Source organism: Allokutzneria multivorans (assembly GCF_039537405.1).
GTDB classification, from domain to species: domain Bacteria; phylum Actinomycetota; class Actinomycetes; order Mycobacteriales; family Pseudonocardiaceae; genus Allokutzneria; species Allokutzneria multivorans.
Map to the genome: position 1 here is coordinate 709,276 of NZ_BAABAL010000005.1, position 19,963 is coordinate 729,238.

The window sequence follows — 19,963 nt, forward strand, 5'->3', positions numbered from 1 at the left end:
CCCCCCTGTCTCGTCTGACATCGGTTTCCAGAAGTACCACAAACGATAATCATTCCCAATAGGGCTGAACGGGTGACGACTGTGACAATCGTTGTCGGTTAGCATGTCCAGGGTGAGCACCGAAGCCCTGCGCAGCGACCCTGATTTCCGGCGATACCTGCTGGCCAGGGCGATCTCCGTGGGCGGGACCCTGGTGAGCGTCGTCGCGCTCCCGGTGCTGACCTACCAACTCACCGGGTCGGCCGCGTGGACGTCGGCGGTGGCCGCGACGGAGGCTTTGCCGTACTTGCTCTTCGGGCTCTTCGCGGGCGCGTTCGCCGACCGGGTGAACCGCCGCAAGCTCATGGTGGCGGCGGACCTCGTCAGCGCCGGACTGCTGGCGAGCGTGCCGATCGCGTGGGCGACGGGAACGCTCACGGCACCGCATGTGCTCGTGGTCGCGTTCCTGACGCAAACGATGTTCGTGCTCTTCGACGCGGCGAATTTCGGTGCTCTGCCAGCGCTTGTGGGCCGCGAGCGCACCACTGCCGCGTTCTCGGCTGTCTTCGGCACGACCACGGTCGTCGAGATCGCCGTGCCGCCGCTGGCCGCGCTGGCCGTCACGATGATGACGCCCGCGCCGCTGATCGCGCTCGACGCGTTGACCTACGCGGCCTCAGCGTTGCTGATCAAGGCCATCGCGCACCCTCTGTCCACTTCGGACAGATCACGTCCGCGCTCGGCCGGTGAGATCCTCCTCGACGTGCGCGGCGGTCTGAACTTCTTGTGGCAGAACAAGATCGTGCGCACGCTGACGCTGGTCGGGGCGACGCACTCGGCGCTCGGCGGCGCGTGGATCGCTATGCAGCTGCCGTGGGCGGACCGCGTGCTCGGCATCGCTCCTTCCGGCGATGCGCGGCTCGCCGTGCTGCTGAGCTGCTGGGCGGTCGGCGGGCTCATCGCCTCGCGGCTGGTGCCACGGCTGACCAAGAAGTTCGGCGCCGCGCGACTCGCCCTGCTGGCGCTGCCGACGTCGCTCGGCGCGGGCGTGCTGGTGATCGCCACCTCGCACTGGTTGCTCGCCATCGCCGCAATCACGTTGTGGAGCACGGCTTTCACCACTGTTGTGATCAACGGGATCACTTATCGGCAGCAGGTCACTCCGGACGAGTTGCAGGGCCGCGTGAACACCACCGCACGCATGCTGGCGTGGGGTGTCGGGCACCCGATCGGCGCCGCGCTGGCGGGAGCCGTCGCGGTGTGGACCGACCCGCGCATCGGCCTGGCTTCCGCCGTGGGCGTGCTCGCGGTCGGCGTGATCGCGGCGTGGTGCTCGCCACTGCGAACCGAGGCTGAACGGCAGCTTCAGAGCACCGCGTCGTAGGCGCAGGCGGGACGGCCTGTGGTGGTGTCGTGCCAAACGCGCCCCTGAACGCCGAACACCTCGGCCAGCAGACCGGCGTCCACGGCCTCCCCCGCCGGAGCGTCGGTGTGCACGATTCCCTTGTGCAGAGCCACGATCCGGTCCGCGTAGCGCGCCGCCTGCTGGAGGTCGTGCAGCACGCTCACCACCGTGAGGCCGCGCTCGCGCTGAAGACCGGCGATCAGTTCCAGCACTTCGAGCTGGTGACGGACGTCGAGGTAGGTCGTGGGCTCGTCGAGCAGCAGCACCGGCGCGTCCTGGGCGAGCGCCAGCGCGAGGCGGACGCGTTGCCGCTCGCCGCCGGAGAGGTGGTCGACCGCGGTGTCCGCGTAGGACTCCACGCCCGTTGCGGCCAAGGCTGATCGGACTTGATCGTCGTCGCCGGTCCTGAGCATTCCCAGCGGTCCACGCACGGCGTAGCGGCCTTGGCGGACGAGCTGGCGGACTGTCATGCCTGGTACGGCTGGCATTGCCTGCGGCAGCGTCGCGACTCGGCGCGCGATCTCCCTGCGCGACAAGGTCTCCAGGGCTTTATTGGCGATGTGGATCGCCCCGCTGTCGGGCTTGTGCAGTCCCGCCACCACGCGCAGCAGTGTGCTCTTGCCGCAGCCGTTGCGGCCGACGAGCGCGACCCACTCCCCCTCGCCCACCGTCGAGTCCACTGTGGACAAGACCGTGCGCTGGCCGAACTTGACGGTCACACCGGAGACGGTGATCACCGTGAACCCCCTTCTACCTGTGCTCTGGACGCGCGCCGGGCCACCACGACGAGGACGACCGCTCCGAGGAGCGCGGTCACGGCGCCGGTCGGGATGCCGATGCGCTGCGAGCCGGACGACGGCACGAGCGCGGTGAGCGCTTGAGCTGCGAAATCGGCTCCGGCGACACAGGCCGCTCCGGCGAGCGCGGACGCCGGGAGCAGCCAACGGTGTTCTGCGCCAAGGACTCTGCGAACTGCGTGCGGCGCGAGCAGGCCGACGAAGGACACCGTGCCCGCCGCCGCGACCGCCGCCGCCGTCGCCAGCACTGCCGCTCCGAGGGCAGTGAGGCGCCACGGCACCACCGCGAGGCCGACCGTGCGGGCGTGGTCGTCGTCCACGGCAAGGAGATCGAGCGCTGGGGCCAGCACCACGGCGGCCAGCACCACGACGAGCAGCCAGGGCCACAAGCCGTTCCAGTGCTCCCAGGTGCGACCGGACAACGAGCCGACGAGCCAGCGCGCGGCGGCTCCGGCGAGCTGGGGCCGAGCTGTGAGCAGGACCAGCGACGCTCCCGCGAGGACCGCCGACACGAGCACTCCGAGCACCGCGAGCCGCAGCGGATCGGACTTCGCCGCGATCAGCCACAACGATGCTCCTCCAAGGACTCCGCCGAGCACTGCCGCGATGGTCAGAGCTTCGGGCTGGTCGGCGATGCCCAGGAACACCGTGCCCGCCACCGCGCCCAGGACCGCGCCCGAACCGACGCCGGTCACCTCCGGGGAGGCCAGCGGATTGCGCAGCACCGCTTGCAGGATCGTTCCCGCGAGGCCGAGCGCCGCGCCAACGCCGAGGCCCACGAGCACGCGCGGCACTCGGAGTTCGAGTAGCACTCCGCGCGTCAGCTCATCGCCTCCGCCGAAGATCGCCGTGAGCGTGTCCGCCGGGGAGACCGTCGAGCCGACGAGCAGCGCCGCGCAGGCCGCCAGCACCATCAGCACTGGCAGGACGATCAGGGTGAACCTCATGCCACCTCTCCTCGTCGACGGATCAGCAACGCCGCCAGCACGATCGCGACGAGCGCGGTGAGGCCGCCGACCGGGAGCTCAACGGGGTAGAGCACTGTGCGCGCCGCGAGGTCCGCGACCACCACCAACAGCGCTCCGAACAGCGCGGACCACGCCATCCACACGCGCGGATCTGCGTTCGGGCGGAGCCTGCGGGCGAGGTGCGGGCCCAGGAAACCGACCCAGGCGATCGGCCCGGACGGTGCCACCGCGATGGCCACCAAGGCGCTCGCGACCACGAGCACGATCAACCGCGCGCGGTCGGCCCGGACTCCGAGAGCTGAGGCGGTCTCGTCGCCGAGCCGGAGAACTCCGAGCAGCGGCACGCAGAGCAAAGCCAAGGGCAGCAAGGCGATCAGGCCCGGCGCGGACAGCGCGACCGACTCCCACGTGGTGCCCGTGAGCGAGCCGAGGAGGTAGCGGAACAGCACGCCCTGCTCGCGCGAGTCGGAGAGCGACACCGCCGTGAGCAGCAACGCCTGCATCGCCGCGTTCACCGCCGCTCCGACGAGCAGCACCGCTGCCGGGCCGACCGCGCGCCTCGCGGCGAGGAGCGTGATGAGGCCGCCGACCACCGCTCCGATCAGCGCGGGCACCAGCGGGGCCCCGGGGATCGGCAGCGCCCACACCACGCAGACGCCGACCAGGACCGCCGCGCCGCTGGAGACTCCGAGGAGCTCCGGCACCGCGAGCGGATTGCGCAGGGACTCCTGGAGGAGCAGCCCCGCCACCGCCAGCGCCGCGCCCACGAGCAGGCCGAGCACCAGGCGCGGGGCTCGGAGCAGCACCACGACGGCGTGTTCCAGGTCGGTCTCACCCGCGAAGGCGGCGGGCAACCGGTTCACGCCGACGATCGGAGTGCCGAGACACAGCGCGGCCACGCACACCACGAGCAGGGCGAGCGCGGCCACCACAACGCTTCTCTTCATGCGACGACGAACCGTCCGTAGCTGGTCAACGTTGCTTGAGCGTGGGGGGTCAGGGGGTGGTGGAGAGGAGGGACTGGGATTCGTCGATGACCAGGGAGAGCGAGCGGGTGCCGCGGCCCGAGCCCCACGGCTTGGGAGCGACCTCGTGGACGCGGCCGGACTTCACGGCGGGGATCTGCGCCCAGACGGGGTTGGCGGCGAGCTGCTCGGAGAGCTTCTTGTCGGTCCCGAAGAGCAGCGAGTACACGAAGATGGTGTCTGGTCGTTTGGCCAGGATCTCCTCGACGCTGAAGGTGCTGGCGGTCTCGGCGTTGGTGCCCTTCGCGGTCCAGGGATAGGTGTAGAGCGAACCGAGGAGCTTGCCGACGAGCGAGTCGGTGGTGTCCACGCCGATGGAGTCCGCGCTCCCGTACATCAACAGCACGGTCTTCTTGTCGTTGCCCTTGTCGCGGCTGGACTTGACGGCGGTCGCGAGCTTCGAGCGGAAGCGGGTCTCGGCGTCGGTGGCCTCCTTGGCTCGCCCGGTCAGGGAGCCGAGCGCGCGCAGGTAGCCGACGGAGTCCTTCCAGTCCTTCGGATCGACCGTCCACAGTGGAGCGTTGAACTTGGCGAGGGCCTGGCGAAGCTGGTCGTGCACTCCGGCGAGGCCGATCACCAGGTCGGGCCGCAGTCCGGCGATCGCCTCGACGTCCTCGGAGCCGAAGCTGCCCGGCACCACGGGAACGGAGCGCCCCTCCGGACCGAGCAGGGCGGGGTGCACGAGCAGCGCGGCGTTGCTGGTCCCGGCGGGCTTGAGGCCCAGCTCGGTCAGCGCGTCATCGCACAGCCCGGTCAGGCAGACCACTCGCGACGGGGTCGCGGGCAGCGTGATCCTGGTGCCGCGGGGGTCGGTGATGTCGAGCGAGGGAGACAGGGGCTCGACGCGGGTGTCGACCTGCGTGGTTCCGCCTTGCGCGGCAGGGGGTTGCGCGGGGGCGGAGGTGCACGCGGCGAGCGCGAGCACGGCGAGTAACGCGAGCGGGGCGCGCGGGCTGCGCACGGGGACACCTCCGGGGTCGGCCACGAGGACACCGAAGACGATAACGGTTTTCAAAAGCGGCTGTCGAGCGCCGTTATCGAGGCATTACCAGCCGAACCACAGGGCCAACCGGGGGCCCGTCGGCACGCCGGTACGCTCGTCCGCGTGTCCACCAGCACCATTGACGAGCACGCCGCCCCCCCTGCGCACACGCACCGCACCTGGGGCAAGGCCTTCGACGACCTGCGTCGTGGATGGCAGCAGAAGGAACTGTGGGGCCATCTGGGCTGGCAGGACATCAAGCAGCGCTACCGCCGCTCGGTGCTCGGTCCGATCTGGATCACGCTCAGCATGGCGGTCACCGCCACCGGCCTCGGCCTGCTCTACTCGCAACTCTTCGACGCGAAGATCCACAACTTCCTGCCGTACGTCACGGTCGGTTTCATCGTGTGGAACTTCATCGCGGGCTGCGTGAACGAGGGCGCCGAGGTCTTCATCTCCAACGAGGGCCTGATCAAGTTCCTGCCGTCGCCGCTGTCGGTGCACGTCTACCGGCTGGTCTGGCGGCAGGTGCTGTTCTTCGTGCACAACCTGCTCGTCTGGGTCGCGATGCTGGCGATCTTCCCGCCGGACGGCGTGACGGCGCACTGGAAGTTCACCATGCTCATGGCGATCCCGGCGTTCTTCATCCTGGCGCTCAACGGCCTCTGGGTGGCGTTCCTGACCGGCGTGATCTCCACGCGCTTCCGGGACATCCCGCCGATCATCGGCAGCATCATGCAGCTGCTGTTCTTCGGCACGCCGATCGTCTGGGAACTCTCGACCCTCAGCAACCGCACGAACATCGGCAAGGACGTGCTGGAGCTCAACCCGTTCCTGCACTTCGTCGAGATGCTCCGCCAGCCCATGCTGGGCAGGGACATCATCTGGCACCACTGGATGGTCGCCGGGATCATCACCGTCGTCGGTTGGGCGCTGGCTCTGCTGTTCATGCGCAACTACCGCGCCCGCGTGTCCTACTGGGTCTGAGTGAGGGCCGAAAACCAATGGTCAGCATTGACGTGTGGAACGCTTCCGTCGAGTTCCCGATCTTCGACGCGAAGACCCGCTCCCTGAAGAAGGCCGTGCTCGGCAAGGCGGGCGGCAAGATCGGCACCGACACCAAGGTGCCGGTCATCCAGGCGCTGCGGGACATCAACCTGTCCATCCAGCACGGTGACCGGATCGGCCTGGTCGGGCACAACGGCGCTGGCAAGTCCACGCTGCTGCGGCTGCTCTCCGGGATCTACGAGCCGACGCGCGGGAACGCTCGCATCGTCGGCAGGGTCGCGCCGGTCTTCGACCTCGGCGTCGGCATGGACCCGGAGATCTCCGGCTACGAGAACATCATGATCCGCGGCCTGTTCCTCGGGATGAGCCGCAGGGAGATGCTCAAGCGCGTCGACGACATCGCCGAGTTCAGCGAGCTGGGCAACTACCTGTCGATGCCGCTGCGCACCTACTCCACCGGTATGCGGGTGCGCCTCGCGCTCGGCGTGGTGACCTCGATCGACCCGGAGATCCTGCTGCTGGACGAGGGCATCGGCGCCGTCGACGCGGCGTTCATGGCCAAGGCGCGGGACCGGCTCAACGACCTGGTCAAGCGCTCGGGCCTGCTGGTCTTCGCCAGCCACTCCGACGAGTTCCTGATGGAGCTGTGCAACTCGGTGATCTGGATGGACCACGGCCAGATCAAGATGCAGGGCGGCCTGCGCGAGGTGCTCACCGAGTACAAGGGCCGCGACCCGTTCGAGAACCTCCCCCAGCACGTTCTGGAAAGGATCGGCGAGAGCCGATGAGCAACCAGGCCACCCCCGAGAACCCGCCAGCGCTGCCGGCGGGGGCGGTCGTCGCCGTCATCGTCACCTGTCGCAGGCGAGAGCTGCTGACGGAGTCGCTGAAGGTGATGGCGTCGCAGACGCGACAGCCCGACCACCTGATCGTCGTCGACAACGGCCCGGACCAGCCGGTCAAGGACGTCGTCGACAACTGCCCGCTGAACACCACCTACCTGCTGTCCAAGCGCAACCTGGGCGGCGCGGGCGGTTTCGCGCTCGGCATGCTGCACGCGCTCGCGCTGGGCGCGGAGTGGGTCTGGCTGGCCGACGACGACGGCAGGCCAGCGGACGACTCCGTGCTGGAGGTGCTGCTGGAGGAGGCCGACAAGCGCAAGCTCGCGGCCGTCTCCCCGGTGGTGGTCAACATCAACCACCCGGACAAGCTCGCCTTCCCGCTGCGCCGCGGCCTGACCTGGAAGCGCCAGCGCGAGGAGCTGTCCTCCGAGGAGAGCCCGGACTTCCTGCCCGGTATCGCCTCCTTCTTCAACGGCGCGCTGTTCCGGGCGTCCACCCTGGACGTCATCGGCGTTCCGGACTACCGGCTGTTCGTGCGCGGCGACGAGGTGGAGATCCACCGCAGGATCGTGCGCACCGGGCTGCGCTTCGGCACCACGCTGCGGGTCGCCTACGCGCACCCGGACGGCTCCGACGAGTTCAAGCCGATGCTCGGCGGGCGCTTCCACGCGCAGGACCCGGGCGACTCGATCAAGCGTTACTACACCTACCGCAACCGCGGATACCTGTTGGCACAGCCGGGAATGCGCAAGCTCGGGATGCTGGAGGTGGCCCGTTTCGGGCTGTACTTCCTCGCCCAGCGCAAGGACCCCAAGGCCTTCGTGGAATGGGCGAAACTGGTCAACCAGGGCCGCTCGGAGAAGTTCTTCCGCCGCTGAGCAGCACGTCCCGGTTCGCCGTCAGCTGATCCGCTGACGGCGAACCGATCTTGCCGCACGCGTCCCCGCACTGGTGTCGTGACGGCATGAGCGACAAGAAAACCCTCGTGCTGCACCTGTCCGGCGTTCCCAGCCCGTTGCTGTTCGCGGTCGGCGACGACACCGCGACCGAGCTGAACGGCTCCCTTCTCGACCTCGTCCGCTCCGGCTCGACCAGCGCGGTGCGCTGCGCGGACGGCTCCGAAGTCGTCGTGGACTTCGGCAAGGTCGTCACCGCGCACATCGGGGCGCTGCCCACGGTCGGCGAGGTCTACGGCGCGCCCGACCGGCGCATGCGCGGGCTCGCCTGACCAGTCCTGATCTCGCCCACATGCCGGGACGGGCACCTCTCGCCGAAACCGCTGCCAGCCGGTCGACGTCGGTCGACCGGTCTACCCGGCCTGGCCATTGTGCGGCAGAAAATTCTCGGTAACCATTAATTCCGGATTTAAACACCGACTTCGTACTTAACCGATTAAGGTTGTTGCGATTTCGACATCTTCACGACGGGTGGAAAGACTGCGCCGCTCGGGGTTACATGATTGCGGACCACATGCGACCGCGATCGGGGATTCCCCATGCAACAGCGCTTTACCGCGTGGATTCTGCTTGTCTCCGCACTAGTCACCGCAGCAATGGCGCTGTCGCTCCCACTGGCTCCCGTCACCGTTGACCAGCCGATCGTCACCTGGCCGAAACAGGGCGAGCGGGTCAGCAACACCGTCGTCCCGCTGCTGCCCTACCGACCGCTCGAACTGACCGCGGAGGTGCCCTGCGCGGCCATCTCGGCGGTGAACTCCGCAGGCGGGGAGGTCCTGCGCACGCTGCCGGCCGCCCGCGACGCCGCACAGCAGGACCACGGGCTGACCATGCGCGTGGTCAACGGCATGGTGCAGGTCAGGGCCTCAGGAAAGTCGCTCGTCGAGGAACGGTTGCCCAGGACCGACTGCTCCTACCGGGTGGTCGCGAACGGCACCGGGATCGAGGTCTGGCGCGACGGCATGCGGCTGGCCAGACACGCGGGCGTGCTGCCACCGCAGGTCGCGATGCTGGAGACCGGGGCAGCCGGGATGGCCGAGTCCGAGGGCATGCGGGTCGTGCTCCACACCGACGCGCGATTCCAGTCGACGCCGACCACCGCGAAATTCGTGCTGTTGATCGCGCATGGATTTCTCTTGGTCGGCTGCGTGACGATCGCCGTTCTTCGATACCGGGCGAAACGCGCCTCCGAAGATCGAATTCGCTGGCGGGCGGTCGATTTCCTCGTGCCTGCCGTACTACTCGCCTGGACCGTGCTCGGGCCGACGAACGATGATGACGGCTGGTATCTCAAGCACGCGCTGAACCTCGGCGAAGCGGGCTACGTAGGCAACTACTACCACTCGTTCAACGCGCCCGAGACGCCGTTCTTGGTCGCCCAGTACCTGCTCGCCGGATGGACCTCGATGGGCACCTCGATGCTGTGGGTGCGGCTGTTCCCCGCAGTGCTCGGCGTCGGAACATGGTTCGCGCTGAGGTGGTTCCTGCACAGCGCGCTCGGGGAGCGCCGGGCCTATCGCGCGCTGCCGTGGCTGCTCGCGCTGGCCTTCCTGGTGTGGTGGCTGCCGTACAACCCGACGCTGCGACCGGAGCCGGTCACCTGCCTCGGGGTCGCGGCGACGCTGGCGCTGTGCGAGTACGCGCGGCGCCGCGAGTGGCCGGGGTTGATGGCACCCGCCGTGCTGCTGGCCTCGCTCACCACGCTGACCATGGGCGCGGGGCTGATCGCGTGGGCGCCGGTCGCCCTTCAGGTGCCGTGGCTGTGGCGCTCGGTTCGCGGGCGGGAGCGGCTCGCGCTGTTCGCAGCCGTGCTCAGCTCGGGGACCGTGGCCTTCACCGTGCTGTTCGCCGACGGCAAGCTCGCCGACCTGCTCGAAGCCACCAAGATCCATTACTACTACTGGATCACCCTGAGCTGGACCGAGGAGTGGGTCCGCTACGGCACGTTGCTCGTGCCCACCGGCTCCAGCAACTGGGCCAAGCGCGCGCCGGTGCTGCTGCTGATCGTCTGCCTGGTGTTCGTCGCGGTGCGGGCGCGGCGCAGGAAGTGGCGCGTCGACGCGGTGATGCTGCGACTAGCCGGGGTGCTCGGCTTCGGCGTGGTGGCGCTGGCGATCATCCCGACCAAGTGGACCCACCACTTCGTCGGCATCGCCGCGCCCGCGATCGCGCTGCTCGCGCTGACGACCTTCGCCGGGCCCCTTCCGGCACGGGTGCGCAGAGCCGCTCCCGCTGTCGCCGGAGGGCTGTTCGTCGCGTTCACCGGCATGCTGATCTTCAGCGGCCCCAACATGTGGCACGGCTTCGGCGCATGGGGGCAGCCGTTCTCGCTGACCGGGCACCTCGACCCGATGCGCGCCCTGCACCCCGACGAGAAGGACCTGGTCGAGTCGCTGATGCTCGCGATCGGGCCGGTCAAGGCCAACAACGCGCTGCTCTGGGCGGGCGCGATCGGGCTCTGCTGGTTCCTGCTGCGGCGGCGACGGCGGTGGGCCGGCCTCGGCTCGGCGCGGGTGCTGCTCGGCACCCAGGCGCTCGTGGTCGCGCTGCTGCTCGTGCTATTCGTGATCGCACCGCTGCGGCAACTGCCCGGCTGGTCGCTGGCCAGCGGCACGCTGCGCAACGGCTGCGGGCTCGCCGACTCCGTGCGGTTGCGGGACGGCAGAACGCTCACCGACCACCTCGCCGGGCGGGTGGCCTACGTCGACTGGAGCGTCGGAATCGGCTACCCCTGCGTCGCGATCCCTCCCGTGAAGGACGGCATGGTGACACCGCCGGAGTACCGCGTGCTCGCCGCCGAGAAGCTGACGATGGGTGGCCTGGTGTCGGTCTACGAGGGCATCGGCGGCACCCACGGCTTCCTCGGCCGGGTGGCGGAGATGGTCAAGGTGCCCACCGACGCGCCCAACTCCGCCGATTTCCCGTGGGGCGGCCTTGAGCGGGTGAAGTACCGGCACGAACCCGGTCGCTACTCCGTGACCATGACCCACCGCGTGGAGGACGGCCTCAAGGGCCCGCCCACGATCGCGCGGCTGGAGTACGTCGGGGTGCCCGAGGGCTTCGTGGAGCAGGCGATCGACCCGAAGCGCCTGCCCAAGGACACCGACGGCGACCGCTACGACACCCTCGGCCTCCGCTGACGCCGTCGCACTCCGCAGTGGCGCCTGCCGAAGTACCCGAAAGGCACATTGGGGGAGTTGAGGGGCCTGAATGAGTCATTGAGGGCGCTCAAGTACCTCAATGAGTCATTCAGCGCGTTCAGGTACCTGAAGGGGGCGTTCGGGGAGTTACTGGGGCTTGAAGACGACCAGGCGGAGCATGACGAAGTTGATGGCGGTCGCGGTGGCCTGGGCGATCACCCACGCGATGGTGATCTTGAGGGCGGAGCCGGGCAGCAGGGCCAGTGCCAGTGCGTTCACGCCGACGTTGACGAAGAACGTCACTCCGTAGAGCAGGATGAAGCCGCCGAGCCGCCCAGCGCCGGCGGGCGCCGCCTGGAAGGTGAACTTCTTGTTCAGGAAGTAGGCGGTGGTGGTGCCGAAGACGAAGCCGAGCGCCTTGGCGGGGTGCACCCACACGCCGAGGGCCATGATCAACTGGTAGGTGCCGTAGTCCACCAGCGCGGAGAACCCACCGACCAGCACGAACCGGGTGAGCTGCGCGGCAAGGCCGAGCTTGGGAGCCTCTGGCGAGGCCTGCTCGGCCGCTTCGGAGGTGGTCACTGCGGTCCGCCTTCTCGTTCGCCGATCCTTCGCCGACAGCGTCGGCAGGGTGCCACCGGAGAGCCGGAGACCCCGTAAGTACGCTACCGCGTGACCTGGGCCGTGCTTCACAGGTCCGTGTTCGCGATAGCCGGGCCGAGCCCGCCCCTGGCCGCGCCGCCGGAAAGCCCACGTACAACACCGGTACGCGGACTCCCCGCCGTCTTGCCAGGAACGACCTCGATCCCGACTCTCATCGAACGAGACCCGTGAAGCACGGCCAACCGCCTTGACGAATGGGCGTTTTCGCATGCCACAGCGCCTCAAGGGCCAACACGCCGTCACCGCGTGGGTGTTGGTCGGCGCAGCCGTGATCACAGCTGTGCTGGCGGTCCTGCTGCCCCTCGCCCCCGTCCGCGTCCAGCAGCCGATCCTGAGCTGGCCGGAAGCGGGCGCTCAGCCGCGCTCCACCGTCGTCCCGCTCGTGCCGTACCGGCCGCTGGAGATGACCGCGGAGCTGCCGAGCCGGACGATGGACGCGCTCGACCGGAGCCGGTTCACGGCGGGCGGCAAGTGGGCTGACGTGCTCACGACGCTGCCGGAGGACGAGAACCAGCCGGTGAGCCGTGGCCTGCGGGTGCAGACGCGCGGCGGTGAGGTGCGGATCTCGGCCTCGGAGCAGGTGCTGCTGAGCGAGCGGCGCCCGGCGGGCGTCAAGGACTACCGCTTCGTGGCGACGTCGAAGGGCGTCTCGGTGCTGCGTGACGGCAAGGTGGTGGCCGACCGGCCGGGCCTGCTGCCGCCGCAGGTGGCGATGCTGGAGACGGCCGCGGAGAACATGCAGGAGGCGAACGGCCTCTCGGCGAAGCTGAACACGGACGCGCGCTTCCAGTCCGCGCCCGCGACGCTGAAGCTGGTGCTGCTCGTCCTGCACGCGCTCTGCCTGTTCGGCTGCCTGTGGCTGTGCGTGAGCCGCTACCGCTACTCCGAGCGCGCGCGGCGGGAGACCGACGAGCCGCGGTTCAAGCTCGGGCTGATCGACATCGCGGTACCGGCGATCCTCGTGCTGTGGGCGGTCATCGGGCCGTTCAACGACGACGACGGGTGGTACCTGCGGCACGCGCTGAACATCCCGAACTCGGGGTACGTCGGCAATTACTACCACTCGTTCAACGCGCCAGAGGCGCCGTTCATGTTCAGCCAGTACCTGCTCGGCGCGTGGGGGCTGATCAGCAAGTCCACCCTGTGGATGCGGATGTTCCCGACCGTCATCGGGATCGCGGTGTGGTTCGTGCTCCGGCGCTACCTGCACGCGGCGCTGGGCGGCAGGCGCTCGGTGCGACGGCCGTACAAGGCGCTGCCGTACCTGCTGGCGCTGGCTTTCCTGGTGTGGTGGATGCCGTTCGAGCTCACGCTGCGGCCGGAACCCGTTGTGTGCCTTGGCGTCGCGGTGAACCTGGCGCTCACGGAGTACGCGCGGCGGCGCGAGTGGCCGGGGTTGTACGCGGTCGTGGTGGCGGTCGCCTCGCTGACCACGCTGACCACGGCGACGGGCGTCGTCGCGTGGGGGCCGCTGCTGTTGCACGCCCCGCACCTGGTGCGCTACACCAGGAACTGGGCGGTCAAGGAGCGCATCGCCTACCTCGGCATGCTGCTGGTGTCCGGGACCGCCGCGTTCCCGGCGGTGTTCTGGGACATGAAGCTCAGCGACCTGATCGAGACGACCCGCATCCACACCTGGTACTGGTTCGTCACGCCGTGGTACCAGGAGATCGAGCGCTACAACGCGTTGCTGCACCCGGGAACCCTCGGGAACTGGGCCAAGCGCGGCGCGGTGCTGCTGACCGCGGTGGCTCTGGTGTTCGTGGTGATCAGGCTGGCGACGCGGCGCGACCGCAGCGGCCCGATGGACCGGCTGATCATCGGCAGCGCCGCCATGTCCGGGATCGGGCTCGCGGCGCTGGCGATCTCCCCGACGAAGTGGGTGCACCACTTCGGCGGCATGGCGGTCCCGGCGATCCTGCTGCTGGCGCTGACCGCCTTCGCCAGCCCCATCCCCGCACGCGTCCGACGCACGGCTCCCGCCCTGCTCGCGGGCGGGGTCGCGGCCTTCGCCACAGTGGTGATCTTCAGCGGGACGAACTCCTGGCACGCCTTCTCCGACTGGGGCCAGCCCTTCGGCGACCACGTCTCGATGCCGGACCCGGCGGCGGTCGCCAAGGACCCGAACGCCTTGAGCGGCAAGCAGCTCCTCGAAGGCCAGATCCCGCACATCGGTCCGCTGAAGTTCAGCAACATGGTGCTGTGGCTGGCGGTCGTCGGCCTGTGCTGGTGGCTCGCGCGACGGGCGATGGGTGGCGGAGGACGGCGCTGGGCGGCGCTGGGCAGCGCGCGGTTGTTCACCGTCGTGCAGGCCTCGCTGGTGGTGCTGATGCTGGCGGTCTTCGTGATCGCGCCGATCAACCAGCGCCCGCAGTGGTCCCCGGCGAAGGGCAACCTGAAGAGCATCGTCGGCGGCTCGTGCGGGCTCGCTGACGACCTGTACGTGCCGCTGGACCAGTTGACGCCGGTGTTGCGCGGCCCCGACCGCCCCGCGTTGCGCGAGGCCAAGGGCGCGATCCTCGTGCGCGATCTGGTGCGCGACCAGCCGACGTTCGTGGACTGGCCGATCGGGCTCGCCTACCCGTGCGTCCCTGTGCTCCCGGTGAAGGACGGCATGACGGCCCCGGCGGAGTACCGCCTGGTCGCTTCGGACCAGCTCGGTGGCACGCGCACGGTGACGCTCAACGAGCGGGTCGGCGGTACGCAGGCGTTCATCAACCGCGTCGCGACGATCGACCGCGTGCCGGTGAACGTGGTGCCGACCGCGACGCCACGAGCGCCGTGGGGGCACTTGGAGCGTGTCGTGTACCGTCATCCTCCGGGCCGCTACACGGTTTCGCGCACCGAACGCGTCGAATGGGGCCTGGTCTCCTGGCCGAGGCTGGCCCAGTTCGACTACGTGGGCGCCCGCGATGGCTGGCTCAACGAGTAGCGCACTCCACGGAGATTTGCACCTATGCCTGAGAAGCTCGGCAGACTGACCGGATGGGGCCGCACCGCCCCGACCATCGCGAGGGTCCTGGAACACCCGGACCGCGCCGAGCTGGCCACCGCCGTGCGCGCGGCCGATGCCCGGGGAGTCATCCCCAGGGGCCTCGGCCGCAGCTACGGCGACGCCGCTCAGAACGCCGGTGGTCTCGTCGTGGACATGACCGCCTTCAACCAGATCCACTCCGTCGACACCGAGACGGGCATCGTCACGGTGGACGCCGGGGTGAGCCTGGACAAGCTGATGCGCGAGATGCTGCCGCACGGCCTGTGGATCCCGGTGCTGCCGGGCACCCGCCAGGTCACCGTCGGCGGCGCGATCGCGGCGGACATCCACGGCAAGAACCACCACGTGGAAGGCAGTTTCTGCAACCACGTGCTGGCGATCGAGCTGCTGACCGCCGACGGCGAGATCCGCACGGTGACCCCGGATGGCCCCGGCGCGGACCTGTTCTGGGCGACCGCGGGCGGCATGGGCCTGACCGGTGTGGTGCTGCGCGCCACGGTGCAGCTGAAGTCCGTGGAGTCGGCGTACTTCCTCGTCGACACCGAGCGCACCAAGGACCTGGACGACCTCATGTCCAGGCTGATGGACAACGACGACCAGTACACCTACTCGGTGGCCTGGTTCGACTCCGCGTCCACCGGCGCGAAGATGGGCCGCGCGGTGCTCACCCGCGGCTGGTCGGCCAAGCTCGACGACCTGCCCGCGAAGCTGCGCAGCGCTCCGCTGAAGTTCAACGCGCCGCAGCTGGCCACGGTGCCGCCGGTGTTCCCGAGCGGTCTGCTGAACAAGCTGACCGTGAGCGCCTTCAACGAGGTCTGGTACCGCAAGGCTCCCAAGGAGCGTCGCGGCGAGGTGCAGAACATCACCCAGTTCTTCCACCCGCTGGACATCGTCGGGGACTGGAACCGGGTCTACGGGCCGCGCGGTTTCCTTCAGTACCAGTACGTCGTGCCCTACGGCGCCGAGGACACCGTGCGCAAGTCGATGGAGATGATCTCCGCTTCCGGCGCGGTGTCGTTCCTCAACGTGCTCAAGCGCTTCGGCGCGGGCAACGCCGCCCCGCTGTCCTTCCCCTCGCCCGGCTGGACGCTGGCCGTGGACATCCCGATCACCGACCGGCTCGCGCCGCTGCTGGACAAGCTCGACCAGCTGGTGCTGGAGGCCGGTGGGCGGCTGTACCTGGCCAAGGACTCCAGGCTGACCCCGGACGCGTTCCGCTCGATGTACCCGCGCCTCGCCGAGTGGCAGAAGGTCCGGGACGCGGTCGACCCGCGTGGTGTGTTCAACTCCGACCTCTCCAGAAGGCTGATGCTGTGATCGACGCCGTTGGCAACCCCCAGTCCCTGCTGCTGCTCGGGGGCACCTCCGAGATCGGCCTGGCGATCGTGGACCGCTTCGCCGACCAGCGTCCGCTGCGCGTCGTGCTGGCCGCGCGCCCGTCCGAGCGCCTCGACGAGGCCGCGGAGCGCTTGCGCGCCAAGGGCTGCACGGTCAGCACGCTGGCCTTCGACGCCCGCAAGCCGGAGACCCACGAGGAGGTCGTCGACAAGGCGTTCTCCGACGGCGACATCGACGTGACCGTGGTCGCCTTCGGCGTGCTCGGTGACGCCGAGCGCGCGTGGCAGGACGTCGAGCACGCCCGCGAGATGGCCGAGGTCAACTTCGTCGCGCCGGTGACCGTCGGCGTCGCGCTGGCCAACCGCCTCCGCCAGCAGGGGCACGGCGCCGTGGTCGCGCTGTCCTCCGTCGCCGGTGAGCGCGTGCGCAGGTCCAACTTCGTCTACGGCTCCACCAAGGCCGGTGTCGACGGCTTCTACCTGGGCCTCGGCGAGGCGCTGAAGCCGCACGGCGTGCAGGTCACCGTGGTCCGCCCCGGTTTCGTGCACACCAAGATGACCAAGGGCATGAAGGCCGCTCCGCTGGCCGCCCAGCCGGAGCAGGTCGCCGAGATCGCCGTGACCGCCGTGCGCCGCCGCCAGGACCTGGTGTGGGCGCCGGGCGCGTGGCGCTTCGTCATGTCGGTGCTGCGGCACATCCCGCGCGCGATCTTCCGCAAGCTGCCGATCTGATCCTGACATTTCGAGAAAAGGCGCATCCACGCGAAGTGGGTGCGCCTTCTCGTTAACGAAGGTGTTTCACGTTGCGATGGCGCTGATGTGCGCAAACGCAAAGGACTGGCCGCGGCGGTAGCCGTGGCGTGCTCGTTGGCCGTGGTGGCACCTCCCACGGCGTCGGCGGCCCCTGCCCTGCCGTCCGGCTACTCCCTCGTCGACCTGCCCAGCGGGCACGCCGGCAGGGACCTCTCCGACTTCGTGTTCCTGCCCGACGGCGGGTACGTGACCAGCTCCAAACGCGGCGAGCTCGTCTCGTTCTCCGCGACCGGCGAGTCACGTCGCCTGGGCACCCTGCCCACCGCGTCCACGTCCACGTACTCGGACCGGGTCGCGCTCGCGGTGCCGCCGGACTTCACGGCCAAGCCTCGGCTCTACGTCAGCCGCCCGATCTCGGAGTTCGTCGTCCGCGTGTCCGAGGTGCCGTTGGTGAACGGCCAGAGCCTCGGCCAGGAACGGACCATCACCGAGACTCTCCCGTCGTACAAGCCGACGCCGTGGTCGGACCTCGCGGTCGGTGACGACGGAACGTTGTGGCTCACCACCAGCCGGAAAGCACTCAACGATCCGGCCGCTCCGCAGGACCTGACCTCGCGGCTGATGCGGTTCACGCCGGACGGGAAAGGCTTGCCCGGCAACCCCTTCCACGTTCCGGAGAACCCCACCGCGCAGCGGAGCCTCGTCTACACCGACCTCGGCGGAATGGACGGGGACCGCAACTACATCGCGCTCGGCCTCTCCATGGTCGTCGCGGGTAGCCGGGGCGTGCACCACATCGTTCCGGGCCAGCACACCAGCACACCGTTGCTGCGCAACGGTTCGGGCGGCGGTGTCGCGTTCTACGGCGGCCTCACCTACTCCATGGCGCAGTGGGGGCGGACATTCATCGCCGATGACGACAAGCTGCTCACCACGCTCGTCCGTGCCCCCGGGGGAACCTCCGAGCAGCCCGTACAGTTCGCCTCAGGCCTCGGCCGGATCGTCGCGCTGGAATCAGCCACCAGCAACGGGGATCTCGTGCTCGCGGACGAGATCAGCGGCAAGCTGCGCAGGCTGGTGCACGGCCCGCGCAACACCGAGCCGGTGGCGCAGGTGCGAACGACCACGGACCCCGTGACACGCACGGTGACCGTTGATGCCAGCGGTACGCGGGACGACCACGATCCGTTGTCAGCACTGCGATTCCGGTGGGACCTGGGCACCGGCCGCGACATCGACGGCGCGGTCGCCACCCACACCTACTCCAGCGGGGACAAGGTCGACGCCCTGCTGACCGTGACCGACTCCTCTGGCGCCACGGGTGGGGCCCGCTTCGTCATCAAGCCGGACGCCGCCGAGCCGAAGGTCACCCTGACACAGGTGCCGGAGCGCGACACCTTCGCGCTCGACGAGCGAATTCCTTTGGCTGCCAACGGAAATGGCTTGCCAGTCCAGTGGACGCGGCAGATCAACTCGTGCCGGTGGCGGGACTGCCGGAACAACACTCCGAGCCCGGTGACAGACCTCGTCTACGACCGGCAAGGCATCACTGAACAGCTCGTCTTCACGGCGACGGTCACGGACGCGCACGGGCGGGTGGCGAAGAGCGCGAGCTTCACCGCCAAGCCGAAGCTCAGCACGATCACCGTGGCACCGTCCGCGCCCGCGCTGACGCACTTCGGGACAGCCGTCGCCTCTCGGAGCCAGCGCGGGATCGTCGGCGCGCAGACCACCGCTACCACCGCGGCGACCGGTTTCGACAAGGGGTGGACCTTCGAGCGCTGGTCCAACGGTTCCACCGAACGCCAGATCTCGCTCCAGTTCACCGAGGCCGACCAGGTGCTGACCTCTCAGTACCGCAGTGCGATCGACAACCACCACCCGGGCGTGCGCGACCTGCTCGGTGAGCCCGTCGGGGCGGAACAGGCTCGTCACGAGGACTTCAACTACGACAGCGACCACATCCGTTTCCGGGTGTACGAGCGCGGGCGGCTCTACTGGAGCGCCTCCACCGGCGTGCACGTCCTGCGCGGGGCGCTCCTGTCCTATTACGTGCGCAGCGGTGATTACGACTTGTCGATCGGCGTTCCCTCGGGTGAGGAGTACCAGGCGCCCGACGGTTCTGGTGTGTACCAACGGTTCCGGGTCAGGTACTCCGACCAGACGACGACGTTGCGAGCTCCGCTGAACGGCGCGATCTTCGCAGTGCGGGGGACCATCGACAAGGCGTGGGCGCGCAGCGGCTACGAGACCGGCCAGCTCGGTCATCCGCTGGGCAACACGGTGTCCTGCGCCGTCGGCAACTGCTTCTACCAGGTGTTCAGCAAGGACGCGTGGATCACGCCGGAACACGGTGGCCACTGGATCAAGGGTGCGATCTTGGCGACCTGGCGGAGCCTCGGCGCTCAGGGCGGGCAGCTGCAGGCACCGAGCACGGACGAACTGTCCACTCCGGACGGTGTGGGGCGGTTCAACCACTTCGACGGGTTCGGCAACGAGGACTCGATCTACTGGACGCCGAGGACCGGGGCGCACGGCGTCAGCGGTGCCATCCGGAGTGTCTGGTCCAAGACGGGCTGGGAGGTCGGGTCGCTGGGGTACCCGGTGACGAGCGAGCTGAGCGCTCCGGACGGCCTCGGGCGGTTCAACCACTTCGAGAAGGGCGGCTCGGTGTACTGGACGCCCGGAACGGGCGCGCACCCGGTCTACGGCGCGATCAAGGACCGGTGGAAGGCGCTCGGCTGGGAACGGTCCTACCTGGGCTACCCGACCAGCGAGGAGTTCGACATCCCCGGCGGGCGGCGGAGCAACTTCCAGGGCGGGTACATCACCTGGACGGCGGCGACCGGGGAGGTTCGAGACTTCCGCAACTGAGCCGAACAGGTGAGTTCGGCGACCGCACAAGGCGCACCCGGCTGGGCCGGGTGCGCCTTCGCGCTGGTCGGAAGGGCTGGACCTGAGCAATATCATCGTTATTGTGATCGGCTCCCCCGCCTCCGCTCCGTCAACTCTCCCCCACCTTCCAGCGATCCCCTGTTAGTTGCCATCCAGCTGCTTGAGCTGGGCGTTGTTACTGAATGTCGACTTGGTGACGGTCGGTAACACCGCTGGCT

16 protein-coding genes are annotated in these 19,963 nt (G+C 69.1%); 10 read left to right on the forward strand and 6 right to left on the reverse strand.

Annotated elements, in window-relative coordinates; translation table 11 throughout:
• Nucleotides 1–103: 103 nt before the first annotated feature.
• Complete coding sequence (locus tag ABD798_RS07375; protein ID WP_425549173.1) at nt 104–1,363, forward strand: MFS transporter; 1,260 nt, start codon at nt 104–106, stop codon at nt 1,361–1,363.
• Here ABD798_RS07375 and ABD798_RS07380 read toward each other — a convergent pair.
• The 4 genes from ABD798_RS07380 to ABD798_RS07395 are packed head-to-tail and all read right to left on the reverse strand — an operon-like array spanning nt 1,345 to nt 5,135.
• Nucleotides 1,345–2,121: an ABC transporter ATP-binding protein gene (locus tag ABD798_RS07380; RefSeq protein ID WP_344871965.1), complete on the reverse strand. Its 777-nt coding sequence runs from the start codon at nt 2,119–2,121 to the stop codon at nt 1,345–1,347. The genes ABD798_RS07375 and ABD798_RS07380 overlap by 19 nt on opposite strands.
• Complete coding sequence (locus ABD798_RS07385; protein ID WP_344871967.1) at nt 2,118–3,128, reverse strand: FecCD family ABC transporter permease; 1,011 nt, start codon at nt 3,126–3,128, stop codon at nt 2,118–2,120. The genes ABD798_RS07380 and ABD798_RS07385 overlap by 4 nt, the downstream gene beginning before the upstream one ends.
• Nucleotides 3,125–4,096: a FecCD family ABC transporter permease gene (locus ABD798_RS07390; protein ID WP_344871969.1), complete on the reverse strand. Its 972-nt coding sequence runs from the start codon at nt 4,094–4,096 to the stop codon at nt 3,125–3,127. The genes ABD798_RS07385 and ABD798_RS07390 overlap by 4 nt, the downstream gene beginning before the upstream one ends.
• A 49-nt stretch (nt 4,097–4,145) precedes the next feature.
• On the reverse strand, nt 4,146–5,135 hold the full coding sequence (locus ABD798_RS07395; RefSeq protein ID WP_344871971.1) for an ABC transporter substrate-binding protein: 990 nt from the start codon (nt 5,133–5,135) through the stop codon (nt 4,146–4,148).
• A gap of 144 nt (nt 5,136–5,279) precedes the next feature.
• Here ABD798_RS07395 and wzm point away from each other — a divergent pair, with 144 nt between their 5' ends.
• From wzm to ABD798_RS07420, 5 genes are all read left to right on the forward strand, one after another.
• Nucleotides 5,280–6,143: a galactan export ABC transporter permease subunit Wzm/RfbD gene (gene wzm / locus ABD798_RS07400; protein WP_344871973.1), complete on the forward strand. Its 864-nt coding sequence runs from the start codon at nt 5,280–5,282 to the stop codon at nt 6,141–6,143.
• 17 nt (nt 6,144–6,160) lie between these two features.
• Nucleotides 6,161–6,952: a galactan export ABC transporter ATP-binding subunit Wzt/RfbE gene (gene wzt, locus ABD798_RS07405; RefSeq protein ID WP_344871975.1), complete on the forward strand. Its 792-nt coding sequence runs from the start codon at nt 6,161–6,163 to the stop codon at nt 6,950–6,952.
• Nucleotides 6,949–7,884 carry a galactofuranosyltransferase GlfT1 gene (gene glfT1, locus ABD798_RS07410; protein WP_344871977.1) on the forward strand — a complete coding sequence of 312 codons (936 nt, stop codon included), beginning with the start codon at nt 6,949–6,951 and terminating at the stop codon, nt 7,882–7,884. Before wzt ends, glfT1 begins: the two co-directional genes overlap by 4 nt.
• 86 nt (nt 7,885–7,970) lie before the next feature.
• Entirely contained in the window at nt 7,971–8,234 is a 264-nt protein-coding gene (locus ABD798_RS07415) for a hypothetical protein (protein ID WP_344871979.1), read from the forward strand.
• 267 nt (nt 8,235–8,501) lie between these two features.
• The gene (locus ABD798_RS07420; RefSeq protein WP_344871981.1) at nt 8,502–11,102 is read left to right on the forward strand and encodes an arabinosyltransferase domain-containing protein; all 2,601 of its coding nucleotides are present in this window, start codon (nt 8,502–8,504) and stop codon (nt 11,100–11,102) included.
• A 147-nt stretch (nt 11,103–11,249) separates the two neighbouring features.
• Here ABD798_RS07420 and ABD798_RS07425 read toward each other — a convergent pair whose 3' ends face one another.
• Nucleotides 11,250–11,684: a GtrA family protein gene (locus ABD798_RS07425; RefSeq protein WP_344871983.1), complete on the reverse strand. Its 435-nt coding sequence runs from the start codon at nt 11,682–11,684 to the stop codon at nt 11,250–11,252.
• 107 nt (nt 11,685–11,791) lie between these two features.
• The gene (locus ABD798_RS07430) at nt 11,792–11,920 is read right to left on the reverse strand and encodes a hypothetical protein (RefSeq protein WP_344871985.1); all 129 of its coding nucleotides are present in this window, start codon (nt 11,918–11,920) and stop codon (nt 11,792–11,794) included.
• A 53-nt stretch (nt 11,921–11,973) separates the two neighbouring features.
• On the opposite strand from ABD798_RS07430, the gene ABD798_RS07435 reads away from it, so the two are divergent.
• The 4 genes from ABD798_RS07435 to ABD798_RS07450 all read left to right on the forward strand — a co-directional run bounded on the left by ABD798_RS07435 (nt 11,974) and on the right by ABD798_RS07450 (nt 19,724).
• Nucleotides 11,974–14,697, forward strand: coding sequence for an arabinosyltransferase domain-containing protein (locus ABD798_RS07435; protein WP_344871987.1), 2,724 nt, complete (start codon nt 11,974–11,976; stop codon nt 14,695–14,697).
• 24 nt (nt 14,698–14,721) lie between these two features.
• Nucleotides 14,722–16,077, forward strand: coding sequence for a decaprenylphosphoryl-beta-D-ribose oxidase (dprE1, locus tag ABD798_RS07440; RefSeq protein ID WP_344871989.1), 1,356 nt, complete (start codon nt 14,722–14,724; stop codon nt 16,075–16,077).
• Nucleotides 16,074–16,829: a decaprenylphospho-beta-D-erythro-pentofuranosid-2-ulose 2-reductase gene (dprE2, locus tag ABD798_RS07445; protein ID WP_344871991.1), complete on the forward strand. Its 756-nt coding sequence runs from the start codon at nt 16,074–16,076 to the stop codon at nt 16,827–16,829. The genes dprE1 and dprE2 overlap by 4 nt, the downstream gene beginning before the upstream one ends.
• 87 nt (nt 16,830–16,916) lie before the next feature.
• Nucleotides 16,917–19,724, forward strand: a complete 2,808-nt coding sequence (locus tag ABD798_RS07450; protein ID WP_344871993.1) for a PKD domain-containing protein — start codon at nt 16,917–16,919, stop codon at nt 19,722–19,724.
• Nucleotides 19,725–19,963: the final 239 nt, after the last annotated feature.